Source organism: Streptomyces sp. Edi2, assembly GCF_040253635.1.
In the GTDB taxonomy this organism is placed as follows: Bacteria; Actinomycetota; Actinomycetes; order Streptomycetales; family Streptomycetaceae; genus Streptomyces.
On sequence record NZ_JBEJGX010000003.1, the window covers coordinates 2,000,621 to 2,025,126 of the forward strand.

General features: G+C 73.0%; 23 protein-coding genes and 1 pseudogene. 9 read left to right on the forward strand and 15 right to left on the reverse strand.

What is annotated here, in order from left to right; all coding sequences use genetic code 11:
- Window positions 1–9: 9 nt before the first annotated feature.
- Entirely contained in the window at window positions 10–726 is a 717-nt protein-coding gene (locus tag ABR737_RS12290) for a lysoplasmalogenase (RefSeq protein ID WP_350250217.1), read from the reverse strand.
- Window positions 723–1,634 (reverse strand): sterol desaturase family protein, encoded by a 912-nt coding sequence (locus tag ABR737_RS12295; protein ID WP_350250218.1) that lies wholly within the window; start codon window positions 1,632–1,634, stop codon window positions 723–725. Before ABR737_RS12295 ends, ABR737_RS12290 begins: the two co-directional genes overlap by 4 nt.
- A gap of 132 nt (window positions 1,635–1,766) precedes the next feature.
- Here ABR737_RS12295 and ABR737_RS12300 point away from each other — a divergent pair, with 132 nt between their 5' ends.
- The 6 genes from ABR737_RS12300 (at window position 1,767) to ABR737_RS12325 (ending at window position 7,599) form a co-directional block, all read left to right on the forward strand.
- Entirely contained in the window at window positions 1,767–2,474 is a 708-nt protein-coding gene (locus ABR737_RS12300; RefSeq protein ID WP_350250219.1) for a Type 1 glutamine amidotransferase-like domain-containing protein, read from the forward strand.
- A gap of 245 nt (window positions 2,475–2,719) precedes the next feature.
- The gene (locus ABR737_RS12305) at window positions 2,720–3,757 is read left to right on the forward strand and encodes a DEDDh family exonuclease (RefSeq protein ID WP_350250220.1); all 1,038 of its coding nucleotides are present in this window, start codon (window positions 2,720–2,722) and stop codon (window positions 3,755–3,757) included.
- A gap of 63 nt (window positions 3,758–3,820) precedes the next feature.
- Window positions 3,821–4,054, forward strand: coding sequence for a metallothionein (locus ABR737_RS12310; RefSeq protein WP_030087516.1), 234 nt, complete (start codon window positions 3,821–3,823; stop codon window positions 4,052–4,054).
- A gap of 103 nt (window positions 4,055–4,157) precedes the next feature.
- Complete coding sequence (locus ABR737_RS12315) at window positions 4,158–5,000, forward strand: SURF1 family cytochrome oxidase biogenesis protein (protein WP_350250221.1); 843 nt, start codon at window positions 4,158–4,160, stop codon at window positions 4,998–5,000.
- A gap of 54 nt (window positions 5,001–5,054) precedes the next feature.
- Entirely contained in the window at window positions 5,055–6,839 is a 1,785-nt protein-coding gene (locus ABR737_RS12320) for a glycoside hydrolase family 15 protein (protein ID WP_350250222.1), read from the forward strand.
- A gap of 4 nt (window positions 6,840–6,843) precedes the next feature.
- The gene (locus tag ABR737_RS12325) at window positions 6,844–7,599 is read left to right on the forward strand and encodes an SDR family oxidoreductase (RefSeq protein WP_350250223.1); all 756 of its coding nucleotides are present in this window, start codon (window positions 6,844–6,846) and stop codon (window positions 7,597–7,599) included.
- Between the two features lie 90 nt (window positions 7,600–7,689).
- Here the strand turns inward: ABR737_RS12325 and amaP are convergent, their stop codons facing one another.
- From amaP to ABR737_RS12350, 5 genes are read right to left on the reverse strand one after another with little or no spacing between them, the layout of a single operon-like run.
- Complete coding sequence (amaP, locus tag ABR737_RS12330) at window positions 7,690–8,295, reverse strand: alkaline shock response membrane anchor protein AmaP (RefSeq protein ID WP_350250224.1); 606 nt, start codon at window positions 8,293–8,295, stop codon at window positions 7,690–7,692.
- Between the two features lie 7 nt (window positions 8,296–8,302).
- The gene (locus tag ABR737_RS12335) at window positions 8,303–8,968 is read right to left on the reverse strand and encodes a DUF6286 domain-containing protein (protein WP_350250225.1); all 666 of its coding nucleotides are present in this window, start codon (window positions 8,966–8,968) and stop codon (window positions 8,303–8,305) included.
- The gene (locus ABR737_RS12340) at window positions 8,965–9,357 is read right to left on the reverse strand and encodes a hypothetical protein (protein ID WP_350250226.1); all 393 of its coding nucleotides are present in this window, start codon (window positions 9,355–9,357) and stop codon (window positions 8,965–8,967) included. Before ABR737_RS12340 ends, ABR737_RS12335 begins: the two co-directional genes overlap by 4 nt.
- A 6-nt stretch (window positions 9,358–9,363) precedes the next feature.
- Window positions 9,364–9,561, reverse strand: coding sequence for a hypothetical protein (locus ABR737_RS12345; protein ID WP_088797070.1), 198 nt, complete (start codon window positions 9,559–9,561; stop codon window positions 9,364–9,366).
- A 36-nt stretch (window positions 9,562–9,597) separates the two neighbouring features.
- The gene (locus ABR737_RS12350; protein ID WP_350250227.1) at window positions 9,598–10,059 is read right to left on the reverse strand and encodes an Asp23/Gls24 family envelope stress response protein; all 462 of its coding nucleotides are present in this window, start codon (window positions 10,057–10,059) and stop codon (window positions 9,598–9,600) included.
- A gap of 252 nt (window positions 10,060–10,311) precedes the next feature.
- Between ABR737_RS12350 and ABR737_RS12355 the strand changes: the two genes are divergently transcribed.
- Window positions 10,312–11,034: a hypothetical protein gene (locus tag ABR737_RS12355; RefSeq protein WP_350250228.1), complete on the forward strand. Its 723-nt coding sequence runs from the start codon at window positions 10,312–10,314 to the stop codon at window positions 11,032–11,034.
- Window positions 11,035–11,112: 78 nt separating this feature from the next.
- On the opposite strand, the gene ABR737_RS12360 is transcribed toward ABR737_RS12355, so the two are convergent.
- The 6 genes and pseudogenes from ABR737_RS12360 to ABR737_RS12385 form a co-directional block, all read right to left on the reverse strand.
- Window positions 11,113–11,892 carry an enoyl-CoA hydratase/isomerase family protein gene (locus ABR737_RS12360; protein ID WP_350250229.1) on the reverse strand — a complete coding sequence of 260 codons (780 nt, stop codon included), beginning with the start codon at window positions 11,890–11,892 and terminating at the stop codon, window positions 11,113–11,115.
- A gap of 113 nt (window positions 11,893–12,005) precedes the next feature.
- A complete protein-coding gene (locus ABR737_RS12365; RefSeq protein ID WP_006606369.1) occupies window positions 12,006–12,227 on the reverse strand; it encodes a helix-turn-helix domain-containing protein in 222 nt (73 codons plus the stop codon).
- Window positions 12,228–12,562: 335 nt separating this feature from the next.
- Window positions 12,563–14,161 carry an ABC-F family ATP-binding cassette domain-containing protein gene (locus tag ABR737_RS12370; protein WP_350250230.1) on the reverse strand — a complete coding sequence of 533 codons (1,599 nt, stop codon included), beginning with the start codon at window positions 14,159–14,161 and terminating at the stop codon, window positions 12,563–12,565.
- 754 nt (window positions 14,162–14,915) lie between these two features.
- Window positions 14,916–16,356: pseudogene (locus ABR737_RS12375) on the reverse strand (hypothetical protein).
- Between the two features lie 173 nt (window positions 16,357–16,529).
- The gene (locus tag ABR737_RS12380) at window positions 16,530–17,654 is read right to left on the reverse strand and encodes an alpha/beta hydrolase (RefSeq protein ID WP_350250231.1); all 1,125 of its coding nucleotides are present in this window, start codon (window positions 17,652–17,654) and stop codon (window positions 16,530–16,532) included.
- Between the two features lie 150 nt (window positions 17,655–17,804).
- Complete coding sequence (locus ABR737_RS12385; protein WP_350250232.1) at window positions 17,805–18,461, reverse strand: class II aldolase/adducin family protein; 657 nt, start codon at window positions 18,459–18,461, stop codon at window positions 17,805–17,807.
- Window positions 18,462–18,848: 387 nt separating this feature from the next.
- On the opposite strand from ABR737_RS12385, the gene ABR737_RS12390 reads away from it, so the two are divergent.
- Together ABR737_RS12390 and ABR737_RS12395 are read left to right on the forward strand one after the other, a co-directional pair.
- A complete protein-coding gene (locus tag ABR737_RS12390; protein ID WP_350250233.1) occupies window positions 18,849–20,174 on the forward strand; it encodes an inorganic phosphate transporter in 1,326 nt (441 codons plus the stop codon).
- 25 nt (window positions 20,175–20,199) lie between these two features.
- Window positions 20,200–20,436 (forward strand): hypothetical protein, encoded by a 237-nt coding sequence (locus ABR737_RS12395; RefSeq protein ID WP_350250234.1) that lies wholly within the window; start codon window positions 20,200–20,202, stop codon window positions 20,434–20,436.
- 52 nt (window positions 20,437–20,488) lie between these two features.
- On the opposite strand, the gene ABR737_RS12400 is transcribed toward ABR737_RS12395, so the two are convergent.
- On the reverse strand, window positions 20,489–21,880 hold the full coding sequence (locus ABR737_RS12400) for an extracellular solute-binding protein (RefSeq protein ID WP_350250235.1): 1,392 nt from the start codon (window positions 21,878–21,880) through the stop codon (window positions 20,489–20,491).
- The gene (locus tag ABR737_RS12405) at window positions 21,877–24,504 is read right to left on the reverse strand and encodes a caspase family protein (protein ID WP_350250236.1); all 2,628 of its coding nucleotides are present in this window, start codon (window positions 24,502–24,504) and stop codon (window positions 21,877–21,879) included. Before ABR737_RS12405 ends, ABR737_RS12400 begins: the two co-directional genes overlap by 4 nt.
- Between the last annotated feature and the right edge of the window lie 2 nt (window positions 24,505–24,506).

A 24,506-nucleotide genomic window follows, 5' to 3' on the forward strand; every position in this document is an offset into this window, starting at 1 on the left:
GGGGGAGACTCAAGCGGCGGTGCGTCCGGCCACCCGGGCCCGCGCCGCACCGGCCTCCGGTGCGGGCCGGGGAGCGGTGCCGGCCGCGCGCAGCACACCGCCGGCCAGCGCGTACTGGGCCGCGATATAGGTGAACATGACGCAGAACTGCGGGGCGGGCAGCTGCGGCCAGTGGGCGATGCCGCTCGCGATCAGGGTGTCGGAGAGGAGGAAGAGCAGCCCGCCGGCGGCGGCCAGGGCTCCCGCCCGGAGCGCGCCGAAGGCCATCGAGGTGAGCAGCAGGCTGTAGCCGGCCACCGGGATCCGCAGATCGGCCGGGAGGTCCGGCCACAGGAGCACCACGGTGCCGGCGAGCAGCGCGGCATACGCAGCGGCGGCGGCGACCGTCCGCCCCCGCCGTCCGGCCTCCGGCGCCGCCCCGTGCCGGGCGAACAGCAGCAGATAGCAGACGTGTCCGGCGGCGAACGAGCCCATCCCCACCAGGAAGGCGACGTCCCCGCCGATCTGGAGGAAGGTGTCCCCGCCGAAGCCGCACAGCAGCGCACCGGCGAGCAGCGGGGGGCCGCCGCGCGCCAGCACGTAAGCGGCGAGCACCGGCATCAGCGCGGGCTTGGTGAGGTGTGCGACGGCCGTGACGCCGCCGAGCAGCGCCCCGAGGTGTACGACGGCCAGTGCGGCGAAGACCCACAGCAGGGGCCGGACGGCCCGCGGCCACCGCGCCGTCATGCGGCCGGCTCCCCGACGGAGGCGGGAGCCTCGGCCCCCGGCCGTCCATCCACCGGGGTCTGCACCGCGGCGGCCCGCCCGGCCGGCTGCCAGCCCGGCCCGCGGAACACCCGCCCGGCGCGCTCGCGCCAACTGTCCGCGGCCCGTATGTCGCGCGCGATGGCGGCGTACTCATGGGTGGCCACCCGCAGCGGGTTGAAGGTTTTGATGTTCTTGGTGAGTCCGTAGACCGGCCGCTCGGTTTCGGCCACGAACGAGCCGAACATCCGGTCCCAGATGATCAGGATCCCGCCGAAGTTGCGGTCCAGGTAGCCGCCCTGCGAGGCGTGGTGGACGCGGTGGTGGGAGGGGGTGTTGAGCACGAACTCGAAGGGCCGGGGCAGTTTGCCGATCCGCTCGGTGTGCACCCAGAACTGGTAGACGAGGTTGGCGCCGGAGGTGAAGGCGACCACGGCCGGATGGACGCCGAGCGCGATCATCGGGACGTAGAAGGGCCAGACGGTCCAGGTCGTCCAGGGCTGGCGCAGGGCGGTGCTGAGGTTGAACTTCTCGCTGGAGTGGTGCACCACGTGGCAGGCCCACAGGACGCGGATGACGTGGTGGCCGCGGTGCGACCAGTAGTAGAAGAAGTCCTGGGCGAGCTGCATCAGGGGCAGCGTCCACCACACCACGGGTATCCGCAGCGGGGTGAGCTCGTAGACCGCGGCGTAGATCGCCACGATGGGGATCTTCCACAGCGCGTCGAACACGAGGCTGCCCAGGCCCATGCCGACGCTGGTGGCAGCGTCCTTGGTCTCGTAGCCCTCCGCCTCCTCGTCGGGATGGAGGCGGTAGCTCACCATCTCGATCACGGCGAGCAGAACGAAGGCCGGTATGGACCACAACAGGACATCGGGCAGGTGCGGCATGTCCCGCACCATAAAGGTGTGGACGGCGGTGCCGCTAGGGGTTGTTACTGAGAAGTATGTAAGACGTGCCGTCAGCTGCGTCGAGACGACGACCCGGCGACAGGTCCCCTCGACGACCGGAAGCGAGGCTCCATGACCCGCACACCCACCATCGCCCTGCTCGGCGGCGGCTTCTCCGGCGACCCCGACACCCTGCTGGACGACTTCGTGCTGGAGACCGCCGGACGGCCCCGGCCGAAGGTCTGCTTCCTGCCGACCGCGAGCGGTGACGCACCGGGGTACATCGAGGGGTTCCACGCGGCGTTCGCCGGGCGCGGGTGGTGCGAACCGAGCCATCTGGAGCTGTTCCGGCGCACCGTGACCGATCTGCGGTCATTCGTCCTCGCCCAGGACATCGTCTACGTCGGCGGCGGCAACACCGCCAACCTGCTTGCCGTCTGGCGGGTGCACGGCCTGGACGCGATCCTGCGCGAGGCGTACGCGGCAGGGGTGCTGCTGTGCGGCATCAGCGCCGGGGCCTGCTGCTGGTTCGAGACCGCGTTCTCCGACTCCTTCGGGCCGCCCGTGCCGCTGGCCGACGGACTGGGACTGCTGCCGGGCAGCCTGTGCCCGCACTACGACGGCGAGCCGGAGCGCAGGCCCGGCTACCTCGCAGCGGTCAACGACCGTGCGCTGCCCGCAGGCTGGGCGGTCGACGACGGCGCCACCGGGGTGTTCACCGACGGCCGCCTCACGGACGTCGTCACCCGCAGACCGGGCGCCACGCTCCACCGGGTGAGCGTCGGCCGGGACGGCTCGGTCGAGGAGGTGGCGCAGACGGCGCGGCAGCTGGGGGCTTAGGGGGCGCCTTCCGGCTCTCCGTGGGCCTGCGGCGATCGAGAAGGAGCCCCCTTGGCGCCGGCGACCGGCTTCCGGCCCACCGTCAATTCCGCTGCCGGCCCCGGGAAGAGGGCCGGACCAGGGGGTGACCCCGCCTCCCGTCGTCCGTCCGCACGGCGGGCCCGCGGCGCATGGGGCGTGCGACTGCCCCGCGCGCCCCACGCCGGTTCGGTGGCTGTCAGTGGTGGCCCGTATCCTCAGTGACCATGCTCGAAGACCGTATGGCAGCAGCCGACCCGATCGCGCCGAAGATCGGGCAGCAGCCGGGCCCGCAGACGCCGCCGGCTCCCTGGCCGTCCGCATACCCCGAGGGGTACGCGGTGGTCGACGTCGAGACCACCGGCCTGGCCCGCGACGACCGGATCATCTCCGCCGCGGTGTACCAACTCGACGCACAGGGCGAGGTCCAGGACCACTGGTACACCCTCGTCAACCCGCAGCGGGACCCGGGGCCGGTCTGGATCCACGGACTGACCAGCGCCGTGCTGGCCGATGCCCCGCTCTTCCCGGAGATCGTCCCGGAGCTGTCCCGGCGCCTGGCGGACCGGGTACTGGTCGCGCACAACGCCATGTTCGACTGGTCGATGATCGCCCGCGAGTACGCCCGCGCCGCGGCGACGGCACCGGTCCGGCAGCGGCTGTGCACCATCGCCCTGTCCAAGGAGCTGCGGCTCCCGCTGCCCAATCACAAGCTGGAATCCCTCGCCGCGCACTACGGCGTGGTGCAGGAGCGCGCCCACCACGCGCTGGACGACGCCCGGGTACTGGCCGAGGCGTTCCGTCCCGGTTTGCGGCGGGCCGCCCAGGAGAATCTGCGGCTTCCGCTGATGAGCTGTCAGCCGCTGACGGAGTGGTCGGACGCCCCCGCGCCCCGGCAGCACGCCACGGCCTCGGCGTACCGCCCCACGTCCTGGCGGCCCTCCCGTAAGCGCCCGGCGTGCCCGTACCCCAACCCGGGGCGCTACGAGGCGGGTGGCCGGCTCGTCCAGGGGATGCGGGTCGCCTTCTCCGGCGACACCTCCGTGGACCGCGAGTTGCTGGAGGACCGGGCCGTCGAGGCCGGGCTCCATGTCGCCACGAGCCTGTCCCGGCTGACCAGCCTGCTGGTGACCAACGACCCCGACGCCCGGACCTCCAAGACGGCCAAGGCCGCCTCGTACGGCACGGTCGTGGTCGATGAGGCGGCCTTCATGCAGCTGCTGCAGGATGTCGAGCCGGCGGCATCGGCGCCTGCGTCCGGGTGAAGCCCGCCCAACACACCCGTCGGCACCTCGCCCCGCAGGGGCGCCGCCCGCACCCTGTGGCGCATGGCACGTTGTGAGGTCTGCGGAAACGAATACGGCATGACATTCGAGGTGCACGCGCAGGGCGCGGTGCACGTGTTCGACTGTTTCGCCTGCGCCATCCACCGCATGGCGCCGATCTGTGAGCACTGCCGGTGCCAGATCATCGGCCAGGGCGTGGAAGCCGACGGGCAGTGGTACTGCGGTGCGCACTGCGCCCGGTCGGACGGGAGGGTGGGCATCGTCGACCGGGTCTGAGCCCGCCGGACCCGGCCGGGCGGCCGCCCGGCCGGACCCTCCCCCGGCCGTTACCGGGGACCCCGGATCGGAATGCGGCAAAGGCCCGGGTACCGTCGAAGCCGTGTACCGCTTCCTGTTGTCCCGGCAGTGGGTGATCCTCACCCTCGTGGCTCTCGTGCTGATCCCCGTCATGATCAAGCTGGGCTTCTGGCAGCTCCACCGCCATGAGCACAAGGTGGCGCAGAACCAGCTGATCGCGAGCAGCCTGGCCGCCAGGCCGGTCCCGGTCACCGAGCTGACCGCGCCCGGCCGGACCCTGCCCCACCACGACATGTGGCGCACGGTCACCGCCACCGGCACCTACGACACCGCGCACGAGGTCGTGGTCCGTCAGCGCACCGCCGCCGACGAGCAGAGCATCGGCTACTACGTACTGACCCCGCTGGTCCTCGGCGACGGCAGGGCCGTGCTGGTCAACCGCGGCTGGATCTCGGCGGGCAACGACCTCACCAAGTTCCCGGACGTCCCGGCCGCCCCCCGGGGCAAGATCACCGTGACCGGCCGGATGATGGCCGACGAGACCACCGCCTTCAGCGGCATCAAGGACACCAAGGGCCTGCCCGCCCGCCAGATCATGCTGATCAACAGCAAGGAGCAGGCGAAGCGGGTCGGCCGGCCGCTGCTCGGCGGCTATATCGAGCAGACCGGGCCCAAGCCGCCCGGCGGCAAGCCGGAGCTGGTCCCCGAGCCGGACCACGACTCCATCGGGCCGCACATGGCGTATGCGGTCCAGTGGTGGCTGTTCGCGGCCGCGGTGCCGGTCGGCTGGGTGATCCTGGTCCGCCGTGAGCGCCGCGACCGGGTGGAGGCCGCGGCCAAGGAGGCAGCCGGGGCCGCACCGGACCCGGAGGCTCCCGAGGCTCCGGAGACCGACGACACGGCGCCGGTGCCGGCCAGGTCGTAGCCCGTACAGCCGCCCCAGCGCGTGGCGCCCCCGCCGCAGGGGAAAAGGCGCTGAGTGCACCCACATATCGAGGACTATGCGCTCATCGGCGATCTGCAGACCGCCGCTCTCGTCGGCCGCGACGGCTCCATCGACTGGCTGTGCCTGCCCCGCTTCGACTCCGGGGCCTGCTTCGCCGCGCTCCTGGGCCACAAGGACAACGGCCACTGGCGGCTGTCCCCCCGCGCCTCCGAGGCCCGCGCGGTGCGCTCCTACCGCGGTGATTCGCTGATCCTGGACACAGTGTGGGAGACCCCGACGGGCAGCGTCCGGGTCATCGACTTCATGCCGCAGCGCGACCGGCAGCCCGATGTCGTACGGATCGTCGAGGGCCTGAGCGGCAGCGTCGAGATGCGGGGGGTGCTGCGGCTGCGGTTCGACTACGGGCGGGCGGTGCCCTGGGTGCGGGCCACCGAGGGCTGCCGGGTCGCGGTCGCCGGGCCGGACTCGGTATGGCTGCGCACCCCGGAACGGAGCACCACCTACGGCAAGGACTTCAGCACCCGCTCGGACTTCACCGTCGCCGCGGGCGAACGCACCGCGTTCGTACTGACCTGGCACCCCTCGCACGAGCCCCGGCCGGTGCAGATCGACCCGTTCGAGGCGCTTCAGGACACCCTGGACGACTGGCACACCTGGTCCGGGCGCTGCCGCTACCAAGGCCCCTACCGCGAGGCCGTGATGCGCTCGCTGATCACCCTCAAGGCGCTCACCTACGGGCCCACCGGCGGCATCGTCGCGGCCCCCACCACCTCGCTGCCCGAGGAGCTGGGCGGGGTACGCAACTGGGACTACCGCTACTGCTGGCTGCGCGACGCCAGCCTCACCCTGAACTCGCTGCTCTCCGCCGGATATCTGGAGGAGGCCGGTGCCTGGCGGGACTGGCTGCTGCGTGCGGTGGCCGGTGCCCCCGACGATCTGCAGATCATGTACGGGCTGGCGGGTGAGCGGCGGCTGCCGGAGGCCGAGCTGCCGTGGCTGTCCGGATACGCCGACTCCGTGCCCGTACGCATCGGCAACGCCGCCGTCGAACAGCGTCAGCTCGACGTCTACGGCGAAGTGCTCGACTCCTTCCACATCGCGCGCACGGCCGGGCTGCCGTCGGAGCCGCACGCCTGGAGCATCCAGCGCGCGCTGGTCGACTATCTGGAGTCCGCCTGGCGCGACCCCGACGAGGGGCTGTGGGAGATCCGCGGGCCGCGCCGGCACTTTGTGCACTCCAAGGTCATGGCCTGGGTGGCGGCCGACCGTGTGGTGTGGGCGCTGGAGGCCAATCCGAAGCTGGGCGGGGACGTCGGCCGCTGGCGGGCGATGCGCGACGAGGTGCACCGGGAGGTGTGCGAGCGGGGCTATGACGCCGACCGCGGCACCTTCACCCAGTTCTACGGGTCCGCGGAACTGGACGCGGCGACCCTGCTGATCCCCCGGGTCGGCTTTCTGCCGGGTGACGACCCGCGGGTCGCCGGCACCGTCGAGACGGTACGCAGGGAGCTGAGCCACGGCGGTCTGGTGCGCCGCTACAGCACCGAGGGCGGCTCGGTCGACGGGCTGCCCGGCGACGAGGGCACCTTCCTGGCCTGCTCGTTCTGGCTCGTCGACGCACTGCGGATGAGCGGACGGCGGCACGAGGCCCGGGAGATGTTCGAGCGGCTGCTGGACCTGCGCAACGATGTGGGGCTGCTCTCCGAGGAGTACGACCCGGTGGCCGGCCGCCAGCTGGGCAACTATCCGCAGGCGTTCAGCCATATCGGTCTGGTGGGGACCGCCTTCGGGCTGCAGGACGGGGCGGGGGCAGACTAGGGCCATGGATCTTGGACTCACCGACCGGACGTACCTCGTCACCGGGGCGACCCGCGGCCTCGGCTTCGCCACCGCCCGTGAACTGGTCGCCGACGGCGCCAACGTCGTCCTCACCGGACGCACCGAGGAGAGCGCCGCCGCGGCCGCCGCCTCGCTCGGCGAACGCGCCCTGGGGGTGGCGGCCGACAACGCCGACCCGGAGGGCCCGGACCGCCTGGTGGCCGCGGCCCGGGAGCGCTTCGGCCGCCTGGACGGCGTGCTGATCAGTGTGGGCGGCCCGCCGCCCGGCGGCGCCCTCGACAACACCGACGACCAGTGGCGGCAGGCCTTCGAGTCGGTCTTCCTCGGCGCGGTACGGCTGGCCCGCACGGCCGCCGCCGAGCTGGCGGAGGGCGGTGTGATCGGCTTTGTGCTGTCCGGCTCGGTACATGAGCCGATCCCCGGGCTGACCGTCTCCAACGGGCTCCGCCCCGGCCTCGCCGGCTTCGCCAAGTCGCTCTCGGTCGAGCTCGGCCCGCGCGGCATCCGGGTCCTCGGCGTGCTGCCGGGACGGATCGCCACCGACCGGATGACCCAGCTCGACGCGCTCTCCGGCGACCCGGAGGGCACCCGCGCCCGTAACTCCGCGGCGATCCCGCTGGGCCGCTACGGCACCCCGGAGGAGTTCGGGCGGACCGCGGCGTTCCTGCTGTCGCCGGCCGCGTCGTATGTCACCGGGGTGATGGTGCCGGTGGACGGCGGGGCCCGGCACGGCTTCTGACGGGGAGCCCGCCGGGCGGCCGGGCCGGGGACGCCTCATGAGGACCGGACCGGCACGCTCGGCAGGAATCGCCCCGGCCGACCCGCCACCCTAACTGACCCGCTCGGGCCGGTGCTTGACCGCGCGCAGCCGGACGTCCCCCGGCAGCCGGCCGAGCCCGGCCGAGCTGCGGGCGTGGGTCACCGCCTCGTCCGACAGCCGGCGGACCACGGTTCCCGGATCGGCGTGCGGGGCGAGGGACAGCAGGGCCCGGATCCGCGGTTCGCTCCGGCGGCCGGTCAGCAGCACCCCGGCCCGGTCGACGCCCTCCAGCGACTCGGTCTCGGCCGCGAGGACGCTCTCCAGCGCCCGGCCGCGCAGGGTGGCGCCCTCGCCGTCGCCGCTGTCGACGAGGATCTCGTTCAGCCGGCGCCGCCGCAGCTGGGACAGCAGCCACCACAGCATCAGCAGCACGAAGACGGCCAGGACGGCGATCACCGCGGGCCAGAACCAGCCGTGGCCGGTCCAGCGGGTGCGCTGGTGCGCGGAGAGCAGTACGTCGCCGGGGCGGGACCAGGGCCAGTGGGCGGGCAGGCGCACCCGCCATCTCGCGGGGAGGTCCAGGCCGCCGAACAGCACCAGGCCACCGGTGCCCAGCAGCACCACGCCGGTCACACCGAGCAGTACCCGGTTGACCGTTCTGCCGACCCTGCGCATCGCTGCCTCATCCCTTCTTCGGGCGCCGGACGTGCAAGGTCAGGCCGATCCGGTGCGCCAGCCCCAGCTGCCGCAGGCCCTCGCCCAGCGCGATGTCGAGGTCGGCGCGGACCTCCTCCAGCTCACGGAAGTGCGAGACGGCGTGCGCCTTCGCCTTGCGGCGGCCGACCTTCATCCGTACGGACTGGACGCCAGCCACCTCCATGGCACGGTCGCGCAGCACCAGCGCGGCGGCGGCCCGGTCCAGCCCGGCCCGGAGGTCCGGCGCCGTCGGCCGCATCGGCAGCACCTGGCGCAGCCCGGGGGTGAGCGCCAGCACGATCAGCCAGATGCCGAGCACCAGCGCGAGAGCGGCGGCGGCCAGCACCCAGGGGTTGTCGAGGTGAAGGGTGGCCAGTTCGCGGGCGAGCCACCGGCGCCAGGCCATCGCGGGGTGGTGGGCGCGCACCGCGACCACGTCGTAGAGCAGCAGTCCGGCGGCGGCCAGCAGCACCAGCGCGACCACCGCGGCCGGCACCCGGCGGGCCGACCAGAAGCGCCCGCTGCGGCCGTCGTCCGCCCGGTCCGTCGCGGCCGGGTCCGGGGTGGGCCCGTTCCGCTCGTCCGCGGCGTCGGGCGTCTTGTCGAGGGTGGGCATCCGCCGGGTGTCCGGCTGCTCCGCGTCGTCGCTCATCGCACCCTCCCGCGGCCCGCCCGCTCCTGCAGCGGGGAGTGCAGCCGCTCGACCTCCACGGCGACCTCGGGCACCTCCATGCTCGCCAACGCCTTGACCTGCTCGGTGACGTGACGGCGTACCACCCGGCACTGGGCGCCGATGTCGGAGGGGTAGCCCAGCTCCACGGCGATCCGCACCCGCGCCTCGCCGAAGTGCCGGCGGTCATCGCGCCGGTGCACCGTCACCGTCGCATGGGCCTGGGTGCGGGCCTGCGGGGACTCCCGGCGCAGCGCCTCCCTGGCCGCCCGTGCGGCGATCTTCGCCACCACCCGGTCCGCGATGCTGGTCGCGCCCCGCTCACCCGCCGCCACGGTGGCGGCAGCGGCGGCCGGGGACACCGTCGCCACCCGGCTTCACCGCCGCCGTTCGTCGCGGTCGCCGCGGCGCGGACGGAAGAAATCGCCGGCCTCCAGATCCCCGTCCAGGAGTCTGCCGGCCACGAAGCCGATGGCGCCCAGCGCCGCCACGAGTACGAAGGCGCCGAAGCCGCCGAAGTATCCGGCGAAGCCCAGCGCCATGCCGGCCAAGAGGCCGACCACGGCCATGCTCATCGTGCGCTCCTTCGCTACCGCTCCGGACGGGCCCGGCTACTGGAGCCGCGGCTCCGCTCCCTCTTCTTCGTCTTCCTCGTCGGGCAGCTTGACGTCGCTGACCGCGATATTGACCTCGACGACCTCCAGGCCCGTCATCCGCTCCACCGCGGAAATGACGTTCTCCCGTACGGAGCGCGCCACATCGGCGATGGAGACGCCGTAGTCGACCACGATCTCCAGGTCCAGCGCGGTCTGCACCTCGCCGACCTCGGCCTTGACCCCGCGGGTCGCGGTCGCGGACCGGCCGCCGCCGGGCACCCGGTCACGTACGGCGCCGAGCGTACGGGCGAGGCCGCTGCCCATGGCATGCACACCGAGGACGTCCCGGGCCGCCAGACCGGCGATCTTCTCGACCACGCCGTCGGCGATGGTGGTCCGCCCGCGGGTCGCGGGGTCGCCGCCACCCCGCTTGGCAGGAGTCCGGGGCGCCTCTGCATGCTGCTGGCTCTCGCTCATCGCCGTAGTCCCTTCCGCGAGGAGAAGCGGTCCGCTTCCGAGAGGAGAAGCGGTCCGCCCGCTCCGTTGCCCACAGTAGGTCCGCATCCCCCGGACCGCTCCGGGGACGTGGCAGCGGAGTGCTCCGCACGGCGGTGCCCGGCACACCGCCCTGCCGTACAGGCCGTACGGGCAGGTCTGCGGCAGGCTGGTGACGTGGTGCGGGAGGTGTCCGGAACGGGTCCGGAGGCTTGCCGGGAAAGGGGTGACGCGGTGGCTGCGAACCAGTGGGCGCAGGCGGTGCGGGTACAGCTCGGGATCGGCCGGGTGCTGCCGCTCGGCGGGCCCGGCGACGGATCGTGGATCACCGAGCAGGCAGCCGCCGGGGCGTTGCGGGCGGCCGCCCAGGTGCCGGCCGGGGTGCACCTCGGCACGCTGCGGTTGTCCGTCGCCGACCCGGACCGGGCCCCACAGCCCGCGGTTCCGGCGCCGCCGAGCGCGCTGCCGCCAGGACCACTGCGGATCGAGGCGGATTTCGCCGCGGTCGCCGGCCGGCCGCTGCCCGCCGTCGCCGACCAAGTGCGCACCGCGCTGCTGGAGGCCTCGGTCCGGGAGCTGGGGCTGGTGGTGGGTGTGGTGGATCTGCAGGTCAGCGAGCTGCTGGAAGAGGGCGAGGCACCGTCGCCGCCCGCCGGCCGTACGCAAGGGCCGCCTGCCACCCCCGCGGCGGAGGAGGGCAGCGGTGCAACGCAGGAGGGCCCGGCGGGGATCACGGCCGCCGCGCGGGGCGTACCGGGCGTGGCCCGGCTGGCACCGGTGCTCGGCGGGGCGTCCCGCGCGGTGCGGTACACCGACGGCCATGTGCTGGTCCAGCTGGCGACCGCGCCCGGCTACCGGGCCCTGGACGTCTCGAGTGCCGTACGGCGCGCGGTGGCCGCCGCACCTGCGGCGCCGTCGACGGTTGCCGTACTGGTCACCGCCGTGGAACGGAGCTGACGGGCACCCCCGGCCGGAAGGGACGTCCGTCAGTAAGACCGGAAGGGATGCCCGTCAGCAAGAAGGGGTGCGGCGGGGCTACTCCCCCACGCCCGCGAGGTCGCGCAGCCGGCGTGCCTGTGCGGCCCGCTCGGCAGTGCGCTGCTCTTCGTACGTACGGCCCGCGGCGCCGGCCAGCAGGGCCTTGGTCTCGATGACGGCGTCCCGCGGCGGGGCGGTGAGCGCGGCGGCCAGGTCGGTCACCGTGGCATCGAGTTCGTCCGCGGGCACCAAGAGGTTGGCCAGGCCGATCCGCTCGGCCTCCTCGGCATGCACGAAGCGGCCCGTGGCGCAGATCTCCAGCGCCCGGGCATAGCCCACCAGCCCGACCAGGGGGTGGGTACCGGTCAGGTCGGGTACGAGTCCCAGGCTGGTCTCGCGCATGGCGAACTGGACGTCGGGCGCGACCACCCGCAGATCGCAGGCCAGGGCGAGCTGGAAGCCCGCGCCGATGGCATGGCCCTGCACGGCGGCGATGGACACCAGGTCGTTGCGCCGCCACCAGGTGAACGCTTCCTGGTACTCGGCGATCGTGGCGTCCAGGGCGCTGTCCGTGCCGCGCGCCAGATCGATGAACGACGGCTCGCCGTCGAAGCCTTCGGGCGTGAACGCCTGACGGTCGAGGCCGGCGGAGAAGGACTGGCCCTCACCACGGAGCACCGCGATCCGCACGTTTCCCGGCAGCAACGAGCCCGCCTCGGCGAGCGCCCGCCACATGGCCGGTGACTGCGCATTGCGCTTCGCTGCGTTGGCGAGGGTCACCGTGGCGATCGCACCGTCAACGGTGAGTCGCACACCGTCCTTGTCGAGCAGAGTCATCAGCGCCTCCGAGTCAGCCGTCCGCACCTGCGTGCGTAAGTGACTGAACGGTAACCTCCCGGTCGACCGCTCGGTCGACCGGGGGGACACCGTTGCACCCGGAGTCGCAGCCGTCAGGCCGATGCGGCCTTCTTGCCCCTTGTGGCTCCGCCTCGACCGCGCAGGACCACACCGGATTCGCTGAGCATCCGGTGCACGAATCCATAGGAGCGGCCGGTTTCCTCGGCCAGCGCCCGGATGCTCGCACCGGAGTCGTACTTCTTCTTCAGGTCTGCCGCGAGCTTCTCGCGCGCGGCGCCGGTTACCCGGCTGCCCTTCTTCAGAGTCTCGGCCACCCGTGCCTCCTCGTGGGAAGTGCGCTCTGGACTCTCATGATCACCCCTCCCCGGCTTCCTGGCCACCCATTCCGCAGGGTCAGTACGACATCCTTTGCCGTCCGGCGGCCGCTCCCGCGGGCCGGAATGTCACATTCCGCCTCGGTGGACGGCCGCCCGTACCCGGTTTTGCGCGAGAAGGGGCAGGTCAGGCCGTATGCGGCCGAAATGGTGACGGCCGGGCCCCAAGGACCCGGCCGGATGCCGCAGACTCGCCGGTGTACGAGCCGTTCTCACTCAGATGATGGATCACACATCGGCCGAATGATCCATACGGCATGATCCATACGCCGTGATCAGGCCAGCGCGACCAGGTCCGCGTAGTCCTGGCCCCACAGGTCCTCGACGCCGTCGGGCAGCAGGATGATGCGCTCCGGCTCCAGGGCGTCCACCGCTCCCTCGTCGTGCGACACCAGGACCACCGCGCCCGTGAAGGTGTGCAGCGCGCCCAGGATCTCCTCGCGGCTGGCCGGGTCGAGGTTGTTGGTGGGCTCGTCGAGCAGCAGCACATTGGCCGAGGAGACGACCAGCGTCGCCAGGGCGAGCCGGGTCTTCTCGCCGCCGGAGAGCACCCCGGCGGGCTTGTCGACGTCGTCCCCGGAGAAGAGGAAGGAACCCAGGGTCTTGCGGATGGCGACCAGGTCCATGTCCGGGGCGGCCGAGCGCATGTTCTCCAGGACCGTGCGGTCCGGGTCCAGGGTCTCGTGCTCCTGGGCGTAGTAGCCGAGCTTGAGGCCGTGCCCGGGGCGGACCTCGCCGGTGTCCGGTGTCTCGACGCCGGCCAGCAACCGCAGCAGGGTGGTCTTGCCGGCACCGTTCAGACCGAGGATGACGACCCGGGAGCCCTTGTCGATGGCCAGGTCGACGTCGGTGAAGATCTCCAGGGAGCCGTAGGACTTCGACAGGCCCTCGGCGGTGAGCGGGGTCTTGCCGCACGGCGCCGGGTCGGGGAAGCGCAGCTTGGCGACCTTGTCGGAGGTACGCACCGCCTCCAGGCCGGCGAGCAGCTTGTCGGCGCGCTTGGCCATGTTCTGGGCGGCGACGGTCTTGGTGGCCTTGGCCCGCATCTTGTCGGCCTGGGTGTTGAGCGCCGCGGCCTTCTTCTCGGCGTTCTGCCGCTCGCGCTTGCGGCGCTTCTCGTCGGCCTCGCGCTGCTGCTGGTAGAGCTTCCAGCCCATGTTGTAGATGTCGATGTTCGAGCGGTTGGCGTCGAGGTAGAAGACCTTGTTGACGACGGTCTCGACCAGGTCGACATCGTGGGAGATCACGATGAAGCCGCCGCGGTAGGTCTTGAGGTAGTCCCGCAGCCAGACGATGGAGTCGGCGTCGAGGTGGTTGGTGGGCTCGTCGAGCAGCAGGGTGTCGGAGTCCGAGAACAGGATCCGGGCCAGCTCGACGCGGCGGCGCTGACCACCGGAGAGGGTGTGCAGCGGCTGGCCGAGGATGCGGTCGGGCAGGCCCAGGCTGGCGGCGATGGTCGCGGCCTCCGCCTCGGCGGCGTACCCGCCCTTGGTCAGGAACTCGGTCTCCAGGCGCTCGTACTTCCGCATCGCCTTGTCGCGGGTGGCGCCCTTGCCGTTGGCCATCCGGTCCTCGTTCTCGCGCATCTTGCGCAGCACGCTGTCGAGATCACGGGCGGACAGGATGCGGTCGCGGGCCAGCACGTCCAGGTCGCCGGTGCGCGGGTCCTGCGGCAGATAGCCGACGTCGCCGGAGCGGGTGACCGTGCCGGAGGCGGGGATGCCCTCGCCCGCCAGCACCTTGGTGAGGGTGGTCTTGCCGGCGCCGTTACGGCCGACCAGGCCGATGCGGTCGCCCTTGGCGATACGGAAGGAAGCGGACTCGATGAGAATGCGGGCGCCGGCGCGCAGCTCAAGGCCGGAGGCGGTGATCACGGAAAAAACTCCAGGGCAGGAAGACGGCGGATTGGACGGACGGTCCGAGAGCGGGCTGCGCCGTCTAATGAACCCGGGGGAGAACTGCCATGGGAGGCAGTCTAACGGCCCCATGCAAATGGTTTACCTCCCACGTTTTCGGCTGTCCCGCCGTGGGGGTTGCTCGCCGTGTTCCGCCCGCTGCGCGGTGCGCTCGCCGTTTCGCCTGGCGGCGGGCCAGTTCGTTGCGCTTTGCCGCCGCCCCGGGTTCGGCTGTCCCGCCGTAGCGCCTGGCGGCGGGCGGTGCCGCTGCGCGGGGCGGGGTCCGCTGCGCGGGGCTGTCGGGGTGCGGTGACGGGCCTGCGCGGGTGGGAGTGGGCCTGCGTGGTCCGGTGCGCGTTGTGGGCGCAGGGAAATGGCCGTGGACATGGGGACCCCCATGGACAGGGCCTGCGCCATGGCACAGGCACGGGGAATCGGCTGTGATCGACGCCCGCCCCCACCCACCGTCACTTACTCACCCACGGGAGGGGACGGGCCGGAGGGGCCGGTGTGTGGGACGTAAAGCGAAGCAGTCCCACACACCGGCCCCGCAGGCCCGTCACCGCACCCACAGCCCCGCGCAGCGGACCCGGCCCGCCGCCAGGCGCAACGGAGAGCAACCCCCACGGCGGGACAGCCGAAAACGTGGGAGGGGCCGCCAGGCACAGGCGCACCGCGAAGCGGGCGGAAAACGGCGCGCAACCCCCACGGCGGAACTGACAAAAGCGTGGGATTACACCCCACCCGTATGGACTTGGAACGCCGCCCGCCGCACCGCCTTGGCGAGGGCCGGGTCGGGGTGGGCCGCGGCCAGGGCCACCAGGACCTGGACGGTGCGGGGGTGGCCGATGGCGCGTACCTCCTCCAGGAGGCGCGGAGACCGAGCCCTGGACCGCCGAGTCGAGGTGCCGCACCAGGAGTTGGGTCTCGCCGTGGTCGGCGACGGCCGCCGCGGTGTCCACCCAGAGCCAGGTCGACTCCTCACGGGTGAGCACATCGGGTGCGGTCTCGGGGTCGCCGCCCTCGTGCTCGACCAGCCACAGCAGGGCGTACGGCCGCAGGCCGGGTTCGTCGGCCGCGGCGCGTACGGCGGGTTCGGCGGGGGCGCCGACCGCGCGCAGTGCCTCGAAGGCGAGGCCACGCAGCAGCGCGTCCTCGCCGCGGGCCACGGTCAGCAGCTCCTCGACGGCCGCGCCGACCGAGCGGGCGGCGAGCCAGGCGCGGTACTCGGCGCGGGCCGGGCCGGGGGTGAGCCGGGCGCAGCCGCGCAGCATCGCCTCCGCCGACTGCTCGATATGGCCGGCCGGGCTCTGCGCGGCGACGCAGATCTGCTCCAGCTTGACCCATACCGACCAGTTACCGAGCGGTGTCAGCTGCGCCTCGGAAGCATCGTGGAAGGCCTCGTGGAGGCCGTCGTGCGCGCCGTCCGGCGCCACCAGCGCGCCGACCGTCAGCAGGGCGTCCAGCGCCCAGCCCAGCAGCTCGGCCAGCGACGCCCCCGCGGCGTCGTCGGCCGCCGGCGCGGCATGGTCGGCGCTGCCCGGGGCCGGGTCCTGGCCGTAGGGGACCTCGCAGCGTTCGGTGCGCAGCTCGGCGACGCGCTGGTCCAGCATGTCGAGCAGCACCGGCAGCCGGACGGGCCCGGCGGACAGGTGCAGCAGGGACAGCAACTGCGGCAGCGCCTCGACGACTTCGGCGACTATCGCGGGTCCTGCGGTGGCCGGGGCGGGGCGGGCCAGCGACCAGGCGTCGAAGAGGGCGACCCAGCCGCGCAGCACGGCGGTGTCGTCGCGGTCCCAGGCGCGCAGCCGCCAGCCGGGGCGGGCGAGACCGTCGTGGAGTTCGACGAGGCCGGAGAGCCGGGCGCGGTCCCAGTCGGTGCGGACCTGCTGCGGCGTCAGGCTCAAAGCCTCGGCGGCGCGTTGTGCCGCGGCCTTCGGCAGTGCCCCGTCCGCTCCGGCACGCAGCGCGGCGCCGTCGGCCCAGCGGGCGAGGCGGGCAGCGCCGGCCAGCACGGTTCGGGCCTGCCTGGCCAGTTCCGCGGGCGGCGGCGTGCCCTCGGGCGGACGGGGCGCCGGACGCTTGGTCCGGGTTGTCACCGCCCGGCGGGCGGCCGCAACCGGTTGACGGGGGACGATGCGGAGCCGGGAGTCGCGCGGGGTACGGGACGTCACAGGAGCAGTGTTGCCGCTGTCGGCCCGAAAGCCCAATCGGAACCCTGCCTGCGACCTGCCGGGGCCATGTCATCTTGCCGGCCCGTCCCTGATGGGGGGAGTTGTCGCCCCGTATGCCAGGGCGTCACCGGGCGCCGGCTCCCGGCGGGGGCGGCGGATTGGCGGGGCGGGTGTCACATGAGCGGGGTGAGGAAGCGCCGCAGCGCCTCTTCGTAGCCCGTGGGGTCGGCGTTCCACATCGCGGCGTGCGGTGCGTGCGGGACCGGCTGGAGGGTGACCAGATCGGCGCGGCGGGCGGCGAGGGAGCGGGAGGCCGACCAGGGGGCGATGAGGTCGTCGGGCCCGTGGAAGAGCAGGATGGGGACGTTCAGCCCGTCCGGGTCGATGGCGTCGGGCCGGTCGACGGGCATCCCCGTGGCGCCCTCGGCGGCGCGTACGACCAACGGGAGCAGGACGCGCGGGACCCGGCGGGCGGCCGCCAGGGCACGGATGGTGGCGCCCCGGTCGAGGACCGGGGAGTCCAGGACCAGGCCGCTGATCCGGGCGCGCAGCGCGGAGTGGGCGGCGGCGCGCAGCGCCATGGTCGCTCCGGTGGACCAGCCGTGGAGGACGATGTCCTGAGCGCCGTAGCGGACCGCGTAGCGGATCGCGGCGTCGAGGTCGCGCCATTCGGTGTCGCCGAGGTGGCTGAGGCCGTCGGCGGTGCGCGGGGCACCGACGTCGTTGCGGTAGGCCAGGTCGAGGACGGGCAGCCGGTGGCGGTGCAGGAACGGCATCACCACCATGGGGTGTTCGCGGGTGGTGCCCAGCCCATGGACGGTGATGACCCAGGTGTCGCGTACGCCGGGGAGGAACCACGCCGGGAGGGCGCCGAGTTCACCGGGGAGATCGACATCGGCGCAGTCGAGGCCGAGGGCGTCGCGGGGGTTGCCGAGGTGCACCTGCGGGGTGAGCCGCATCCGGTTGCCCGGTTTGAGGGTGCCGTGGGTGACCCGCACCAGGCGCCGTACGACCGCGTCGGCGGGGTGCGGTACGCCGTGGATGACATCGCCGACCACCGCGTGGCAGCCGGAGCCGGTGAGCCCGTAGGTGCCGGGCCGCAGGGTCGCCAGACTGCGGGTGAGGGCGATGCGGTTCTCGGTGGCGGAGTGCACGGTGAGGCGGGAGTCGCCCGGGAAGGGGTCGTCGGGCGTCGGTTTCAGGGCAATGTCGCCGGCGTACCGGCCGACCGCCACGGCGGCCGCCCCGGCACCGATCACGGTGGTGGCGGCCAAGGCCGCCGCGGTAACCAGGCGCACCTGTTCAGTGTGCGCAGGGGTGGCGGGAGCGGCCACTTGGCGGTGCCGGGCGGGTGACACCGGGGGCGGCCGGGTGACCAGGGGCGGCCGGGTGGACGGCGAGCGGGCGGACGGCGAGCGGGGGGCCGCGCCGCCGTCCACGGCGAGGGCTCAGCCCTGCCGGCCGTAGCCCCGCAGCTGTGCGGCGGCCGCGTCGAGCTGCCCGGCCGACAGCAGGCTCGGCGTGTGCCCGGGCACGGAGCTCGCGGTCAGCCAGACCCGGCACATCCACTCCAGCTGGGCCGTGCGGTCCAGCGCCTGGTCGAGGCTGTCGCCGTAGGTGAGGGTGCCGTGGTTCTGCAGCAGGCAGCCGGTGCGGTCGCGGAGCGCGTCGAGCATGTGGGCGGCGAGCTCGTCGCTGCCGTACAGGGCATAGGGGGCAACGCGCACGGGGCCGCCGAGCGCCGCGGTCATGTAGTGGACCGGCGGGAGTTCGGGAACGAGGGTGGAGACGGCGGTGGCGTACGGGGCATGGGTGTGGACGATGGCGGTGGCCGTGGTGCTGCGGTAGACCGCCAGGTGCATCGGCAGTTCGCTGGTCGGCTTGAGCGTGCCGATGATCTGGCGTCCTTCGAGGTCGACCGCGGTGGTGTCGCCCGGCCCGAGCCGGTCGTAGGGGACGCCGCTGGGGGTGACCAGGATCAGGTCCCTGATGCGGCGCGAGACATTGCCCGAGGTGCCGACGACCAGGCCGTCGGTGACGGTTCTGCGGGCGGTGGCGACCAGTTCGCCCCAGGCTTCGGCGAGGCGGTCGGCGTGGTCCTTCATGGGTCCTCCGGCGCGGTGCGGCAAGTGGCGGATGCAGTGCGCGACACCGTACGAGCAGGCCGGGGCAGAGCACGACGGGGCCCGCCCGCCGGCCATCCGCCATATAGGGATATCTGCCCCTCTGCGGAGGATTGGACGGAGGCAGGTCGCCTTGGGTTGGTTCTCCGTTAACGTCGTCGGGGAGCCGGCGCGCGGCGCCCTCGTGGGAACGGCCGGCCGGCGCAACTCATCAAGTTCGCCAACGGGTGAGGCGGAAGTGACGCGGGGGACACCTCCCTGTGAACACTGCGGGGGCGTCATCACCGCGCCCGTCCCAGTTCACTTTCCGTTCACCCGCTCTCCGTACGGTCCCAACGACACTGACCTTCGAACTGATTGCCTGGGTGAATGGAACACATCACGCTTCTCATCGGGATCGTGATCGTCACGGCCTTGGTGTTCGACTTTACGAACGGCTTCCACGACACGGCCAATGCAATGGCCACCACCATCTCCACCGGGGCATTGCGACCCAAGACCGCGGTGGCGATGTCGGCGGGGCTCAACCTCGTCGGTGCGTTCCTGTCCGTCGAGGTGGCCAAGACCATCTCCGGCGGGATCATCGACGAGAGCGCCGGCATCAGACCTGAAGTGATCTTCGCCGGCCTGGTCGGCGCCATCGTCTGGAACCTGCTGACCTGGCTCGCGGGGCTCCCCTCCAGTTCCTCCCACGCTCTCTTCGGCGGTCTCATCGGCGCCACCCTGGTGTCCGTCGGCACCAACGGGGTGCACGGCGACGCCGTCGTGATGAAGGTCCTGATCCCGGCGGTGGCCGCCCCGGTCGTGGCCGGCCTGGCCGCGATGGCGGCGACCCGGCTCACCTACCGGCTGACCCGCAACCGCGACGAGGCGGACACCGCCAAGGGCTACCGCGCGGGGCAGATCGCCTCCGCCGCCCTGGTCTCCCTCGCCCACGGCACCAACGACGCCCAGAAGACGATGGGTGTGATCACCCTCGCGCTGATCACCGGCGGTGTGGTCGCCCCGCACGCCGACCCGCCGCTGTGGGTCATCGCCTCGGCCGGTCTCGCCATCGCGCTCGGTACGTACCTGGGCGGCTGGCGGATCATCCGCACGATGGGCAAGGGCATCACCGACATCCAGCCGCCGCAGGGCTTCGCCGCCCAGACCGGTGCGGCAGCCACCATCCTGGCCTCCTCGCACCTCGGCTTCGCGCTCTCCACCACCCAGGTCTGCTCCGGTTCCGTGATGGGCTCGGGCCTGGGCCGCAAGGGCGGCGTGGTGCGCTGGTCCACGGCCGGCCGGATGGTCCTGGCCTGGGGTCTGACGCTGCCGGCCGCGGGTCTGGTCGCGGCGGGTGCCGCGTTCCTCGCCGGCCAGGGCACCTGGGGGGTGGCGGCGGTGGCCGTCCTCGCCCTGGGCATCTGCGGTGCGATCTGGGCCGCCTCCCGGCGCAAGCCGATCGACCACAGCAATGTCAACGAAGGCCCGGCCGCGGAGCCGGTGGGCGTGGTGACCGCCGCGCTGCGCACCGTCTCCCCTCCCCCGGCGGGCCAGCCGGCCCCGGCCGCCGACGCTCCGGTGGCCGACGCCCCGGTGACCGCCCCGGCGGCCGACGCCCCGGAGACTGCCGGGATTCCGGCTCAGACATCCGGTACCGACACCCCCACGACACCCGCCCCGCGCCTCAAGGCCGCGACGGTCTCCCGCTAGCTGTCATCACCCGATAAGGAACTCCATGAGCATCGACTGGGCAGCTCTCGGCCAGGTCTTCGGCGTCACCCTCGCGGTCACGGTCGGGATCGTGGGCCTGTTCACCGTCGGCATCGTCGGTACGTCCCGCAAGCCGCAGCCGGAAGGCGCCGCGGCCGCGGTCGCCGCACCGGCTGCGGGGGCGCGGGCCGGCGCGGTGACCGCCTTCGCCCTGTGCGCGGCGGCGGTGGCCTACGGCATCTATCTGATCGTCGCCGCCTGACCTCAGCCGCAGGCGGCAGCGGACAGCGCGAGGCGCCCGGCGGACCACGGCATCAGCCGTCGTCCGCCGGGCGCTTCGTCGTCGGTGCGCCCCGTCCGCCGAGCGCATCATCGGCCTGCCGGGCCAGCCGGTCGGCGATGGCGGTGCCGCCGGGGCCGTTGAGGAAGGCGGACACCCCGAGCTGAACGACCTTGCTGAAGGTCTGGTAGTGGGCGCTGCGCGGGCGCGGTTCGGCCGCCAGCAGCGCCTCGTGCAGGGTGCGGGGGTCGGGGCGCGGCTCCGGCGCCCCCGAGCCGCCGCGCTCCGCGTCGCGGGGCGGCAGCGGGCAGCGCGGTGCCGTGGGCCCGTCCCGGTACGCCGAGTCGCGGGTGGCCGCGAATCCCCGCTCCAGCAGACAGCGTTCGCTGCCCGCTCCGGTCAGCGCCTCGATCAGGGACCGGGCGCCGGCCGGCCGCTTGCTGCCCGCGGAGATCGCGAGGTTCTGCCCGCCCAGCACGGACATCCGCTTGCCGTCACCGGTGCGGGCGGGCAGCTGGGTGACGTCGAACTCCTTGCCCGGCGTGAGCTTGCGGGCGACCGAGGCGTACTCGACCGGCCAGTTGCGCATGAACAGCGCGCGGCCGTCGGCGAACCAGCGGCGGCTCTCGGTCTCGTCCATGGCCGTGGCCTCGTGCGGCATGATCGAGTCGAGCCGGTTCTTGAGCTCGGCGACGCCCAGTTGCAGCGCGCCGACCTGCTCGCCCTTGGTGAAGCTGGTGGCCTCCGGGTCGCCGCCGTTGTCCCAGGCCGACTCCAGGGTGTTGACGGTCAGTCCCTCGTACGGCCGCAGCTGGGCGACCATGCCGTACATCGTGGGCCGCTTCTTCTTGCCGGCGGCGGCGTCGTGGGCCGCCGTGCGGTTGTAGGCGTGGGTCACCTCGATCGCCATGTCCTTCAGTTCGTCCCAGGTGGACGGGGCGTCGTGGTGGTAGGCGTGCAGGATGTCCTTGCGGTAGTAGAGGAGCCCGGCGTCGGTGTTGAAGGGCACCCCCCACACCTTGCCGTCGTACTCCACGGTCTTGGCCACACTGCCGAGGAGGTCCCCGTCCAGGCTCGCGGGCCAGGGGCGGATCACGCCCGCCTCGGCGAACTCCGCGGTCCAGGCCACGTCGAGGTTGAGCACGTCGTACCCGCCGTTGCCGGACTGGCCCGCGGCCAGCAGCTGGCTGCGCTGGCCGTCGGCGGTGTCGGGGAGTTCGACGATCCGGACCGTGCGGCCGTTCTTCTTCTCCCAGGCGCGGATCAGATCCTGGCGGATGCCGGAGCTGCTGAGGTCGCTGCCGGTGGCGAAGACGATCGCGCCCTTCTCCGGGGCGTCCTGCTCCCCCGGCGTACAGCCGCTCACCGCCAGCGTCAGCAGCAGACATACCGCGGCGGCGGGCGTGGTGGTGCGTAGAGCGGTCATCGGTCCCCCTTGGCGGCCGTGCCGATGGAGGCGATCCGGCCGGCCAGCGTGTCGACGGCCTGCGGGCCGGCGGGCACGCACTGTCCGTGCGAGGCGCCGGCCAGCTGCCGGAAGGCGAAGGTGTCACAGCCTGACTGGCCCATCACCAGGGCCAGGATGGGTACATCGGGTTTCTCCTCCAGGAGGGCGCTGAGCGTCCGCTCCACGCCCGCCGCACGGCGGCCCGCGCCGTCGTCCTGGTCGAGCAGGAGCACGATGGCCTTGTTGGTGGCCGGGGACTTCTTCATCGTGCGCAGGGCACGGGTCAGCGCCTCCTCCATCGCGGCGCCGTGCTCGACCAGTTCGCCGCCGGCGATCCGGTCCAGCGCGGCCTTTCCCGGGGCCGGGTCGGCGCTACCCAGCCGGACGAGCTCGCGCACCGCGCCGGCGTCGGCGGGGTGCGCGCGGTCGGGGAAGGCCCACAGGCCGTAGGTGTGGCGCGAGCCGGCCAACTCCAGGGCGCGTGCGGCCGCGCTCAGGGCGACCGGGAGCCGGCCGCCGTCGGCCATGGAGGTGGAGGTGTCCATGAGGATCAGCACCTGGCTGGACTTCTGTGCCTTGTCGTAGCCGTCCAGCACCTGTGAGACCTGCTCCGGGCCGGCGGTGAAGGGCACCACCCGTCCGACGGGGTCGACGTCCGACCGGCTGTCCCGCAGCGGTGAGCCCGGTGGGGGGCTCGTCTCCCGCACCCCGCGGTAGCCCTGCGCGGTGAGGGCGCGCTGCCCGCCGTCGGGGGCGCGCAGCCAGCCGGCGAAGCTGGCCACGGCGGCCTGCCGCACGGTGGCGTCCGTGGCGCCCTGCCAGTCGACGCGGACCAGGGGGTGGTCGAGCGCGGGGACGTTGTCGGGGTAGTAGGCGAGGTAGCGGTTGCGGAACGGGAGCGCGGACGGGCGGGCTGGGCAACTGCCGATGGCATGGCCGAGGTTGTAGTCGGCGAGGGACTTCTCCGACACCAGGGGCGCGGACTTCGTACGGTCGACGGAGCCGGCGGCATCCGAGCCGGTGTCGGGCCGCAGCGAGCACAGCAGTTCGGTGCTGCCCGCGTACTGGCTGCCCGGGGCGGACAGCCGCTCCTCGGCCTGCCGGGCGAGGGTGAGGTCGGGCGCTCCCGTCGAGGCGCCGCCCGGGCCGTCGTGGGCGAGGTAGAGGCCGAGGGTGTGCAGCAGCCCGGTACCGGACAGCACCGGGCTGGGCCGCAGGAGTCTGAGGTCGTGGTGGCTGCCGTCCGTCTGCGTGAGCAGATCCGGCCAGGAGGCGTCGGCCGGTTCGACGTCGTCCAGGCGCCGGTTCTCCGGGATGCCGACGACCAGCGGGGTGTAGGCGACGGGGGCGCTGTAGTGGAGGGTCGCCGGGGAGCTCGTGGCGGGCATACCGCGGCGCGCCTCGTAGTAGTCGGCGGTGGACTCGGGGATCCAGATGTCGGGCTGTGGTCCGGGCCGGTTGAGGGGGCCGGGTCCCTTGTCGGCCGGCCGGGCCTGCCCGGTCCCCAGGGCCTCGCCCTGCCAGCGCTCGGCGGCGGCGAAGCCCTGGTCGACCTGGTCCCTGGCGGCGGAGTAGACGGTGATCTGGGCGCGCCGGCAGCCGTCGGGGAGGTCGCCCTCGCCGCTCAGGGGCCGGGTGTTGGTCTCGGACATCTCGTAGTCGAAGGCGGCCTGGCGCAGCGCGGGTTCGGCCTCGGGGGCGGTGAGCAGCCGCAGCTCGAGGGCGGGCGGACAGGGCGCCCCGTCGTCCGGGAGCCGGAGCAGGACGACGCCCGCGGTGGCCGGTACGAAGATGATCGCCAGGATCAGCAGGATGCCGGTCCAGTGCCGTAAGGACGACTTCAGCCGGCGGCGTAAGCGGACCCGCAGCGGGGTCGGCGGGCGGGCCTCGGGGGTGGCGAAGGAGAGGATGACGTCGTCGACGGTGTTCTGCTTCGCCGAGCGCGGCTCCCAGACGTCGCCCATCGGGGTCCGTTCACCGGCCAGTTGTTCGCGCAGGGCCCGGACCAGGTCCTCGAAGGTGACGAACCGTTTGCCGGGGATGCCTTGTTCCAGGATCTGGACCAGGGCACGGTTGAAGACGCTGCCCCCGGTGGGCTCCTCGCCGCTGAAGATCCGGCGGTTGGGCTGCGCGGCCATCAGCAGCGAGGTGGGGTTGCGGCAGGAGTGGAAGGCCTCGCTCGCGTTGCCGGCGTAACAGCACTCCAGGACGATCACGATGCGGTCGGCCCGGGCGTTGTCCAGGTAGGAGAGCACGGTGTCCTGCCAGGAGACGGTCTTGTGCCGCGGTTCCGAGGCACCGACCATGAGGTGCAGATTGCCGCCGTCGCTGCCCACCCGGCCGTGGCCGGAGAAGTACACCAGCAGCAGCCCGCGCGCCTCCTGGACGACGGTGTCCAGCGCCTGTTCCACCTCCCAGGGCTCCTGGGGCCGGCAGGTGACGATCTCGCCCTTGGTGAACAGATCGGTGCCGGGGGCGAGCAGGGCCTGCTCCAGCTTGCGGACGTTGTCCTTCACCGCGGGCAGCGGGCGCAGCGAGCGGTAGTCGTCGACGCTGATCAGCAGCGCCCGGTTGACCTTGCCCCGTGCGTCGTATTCGGACATCC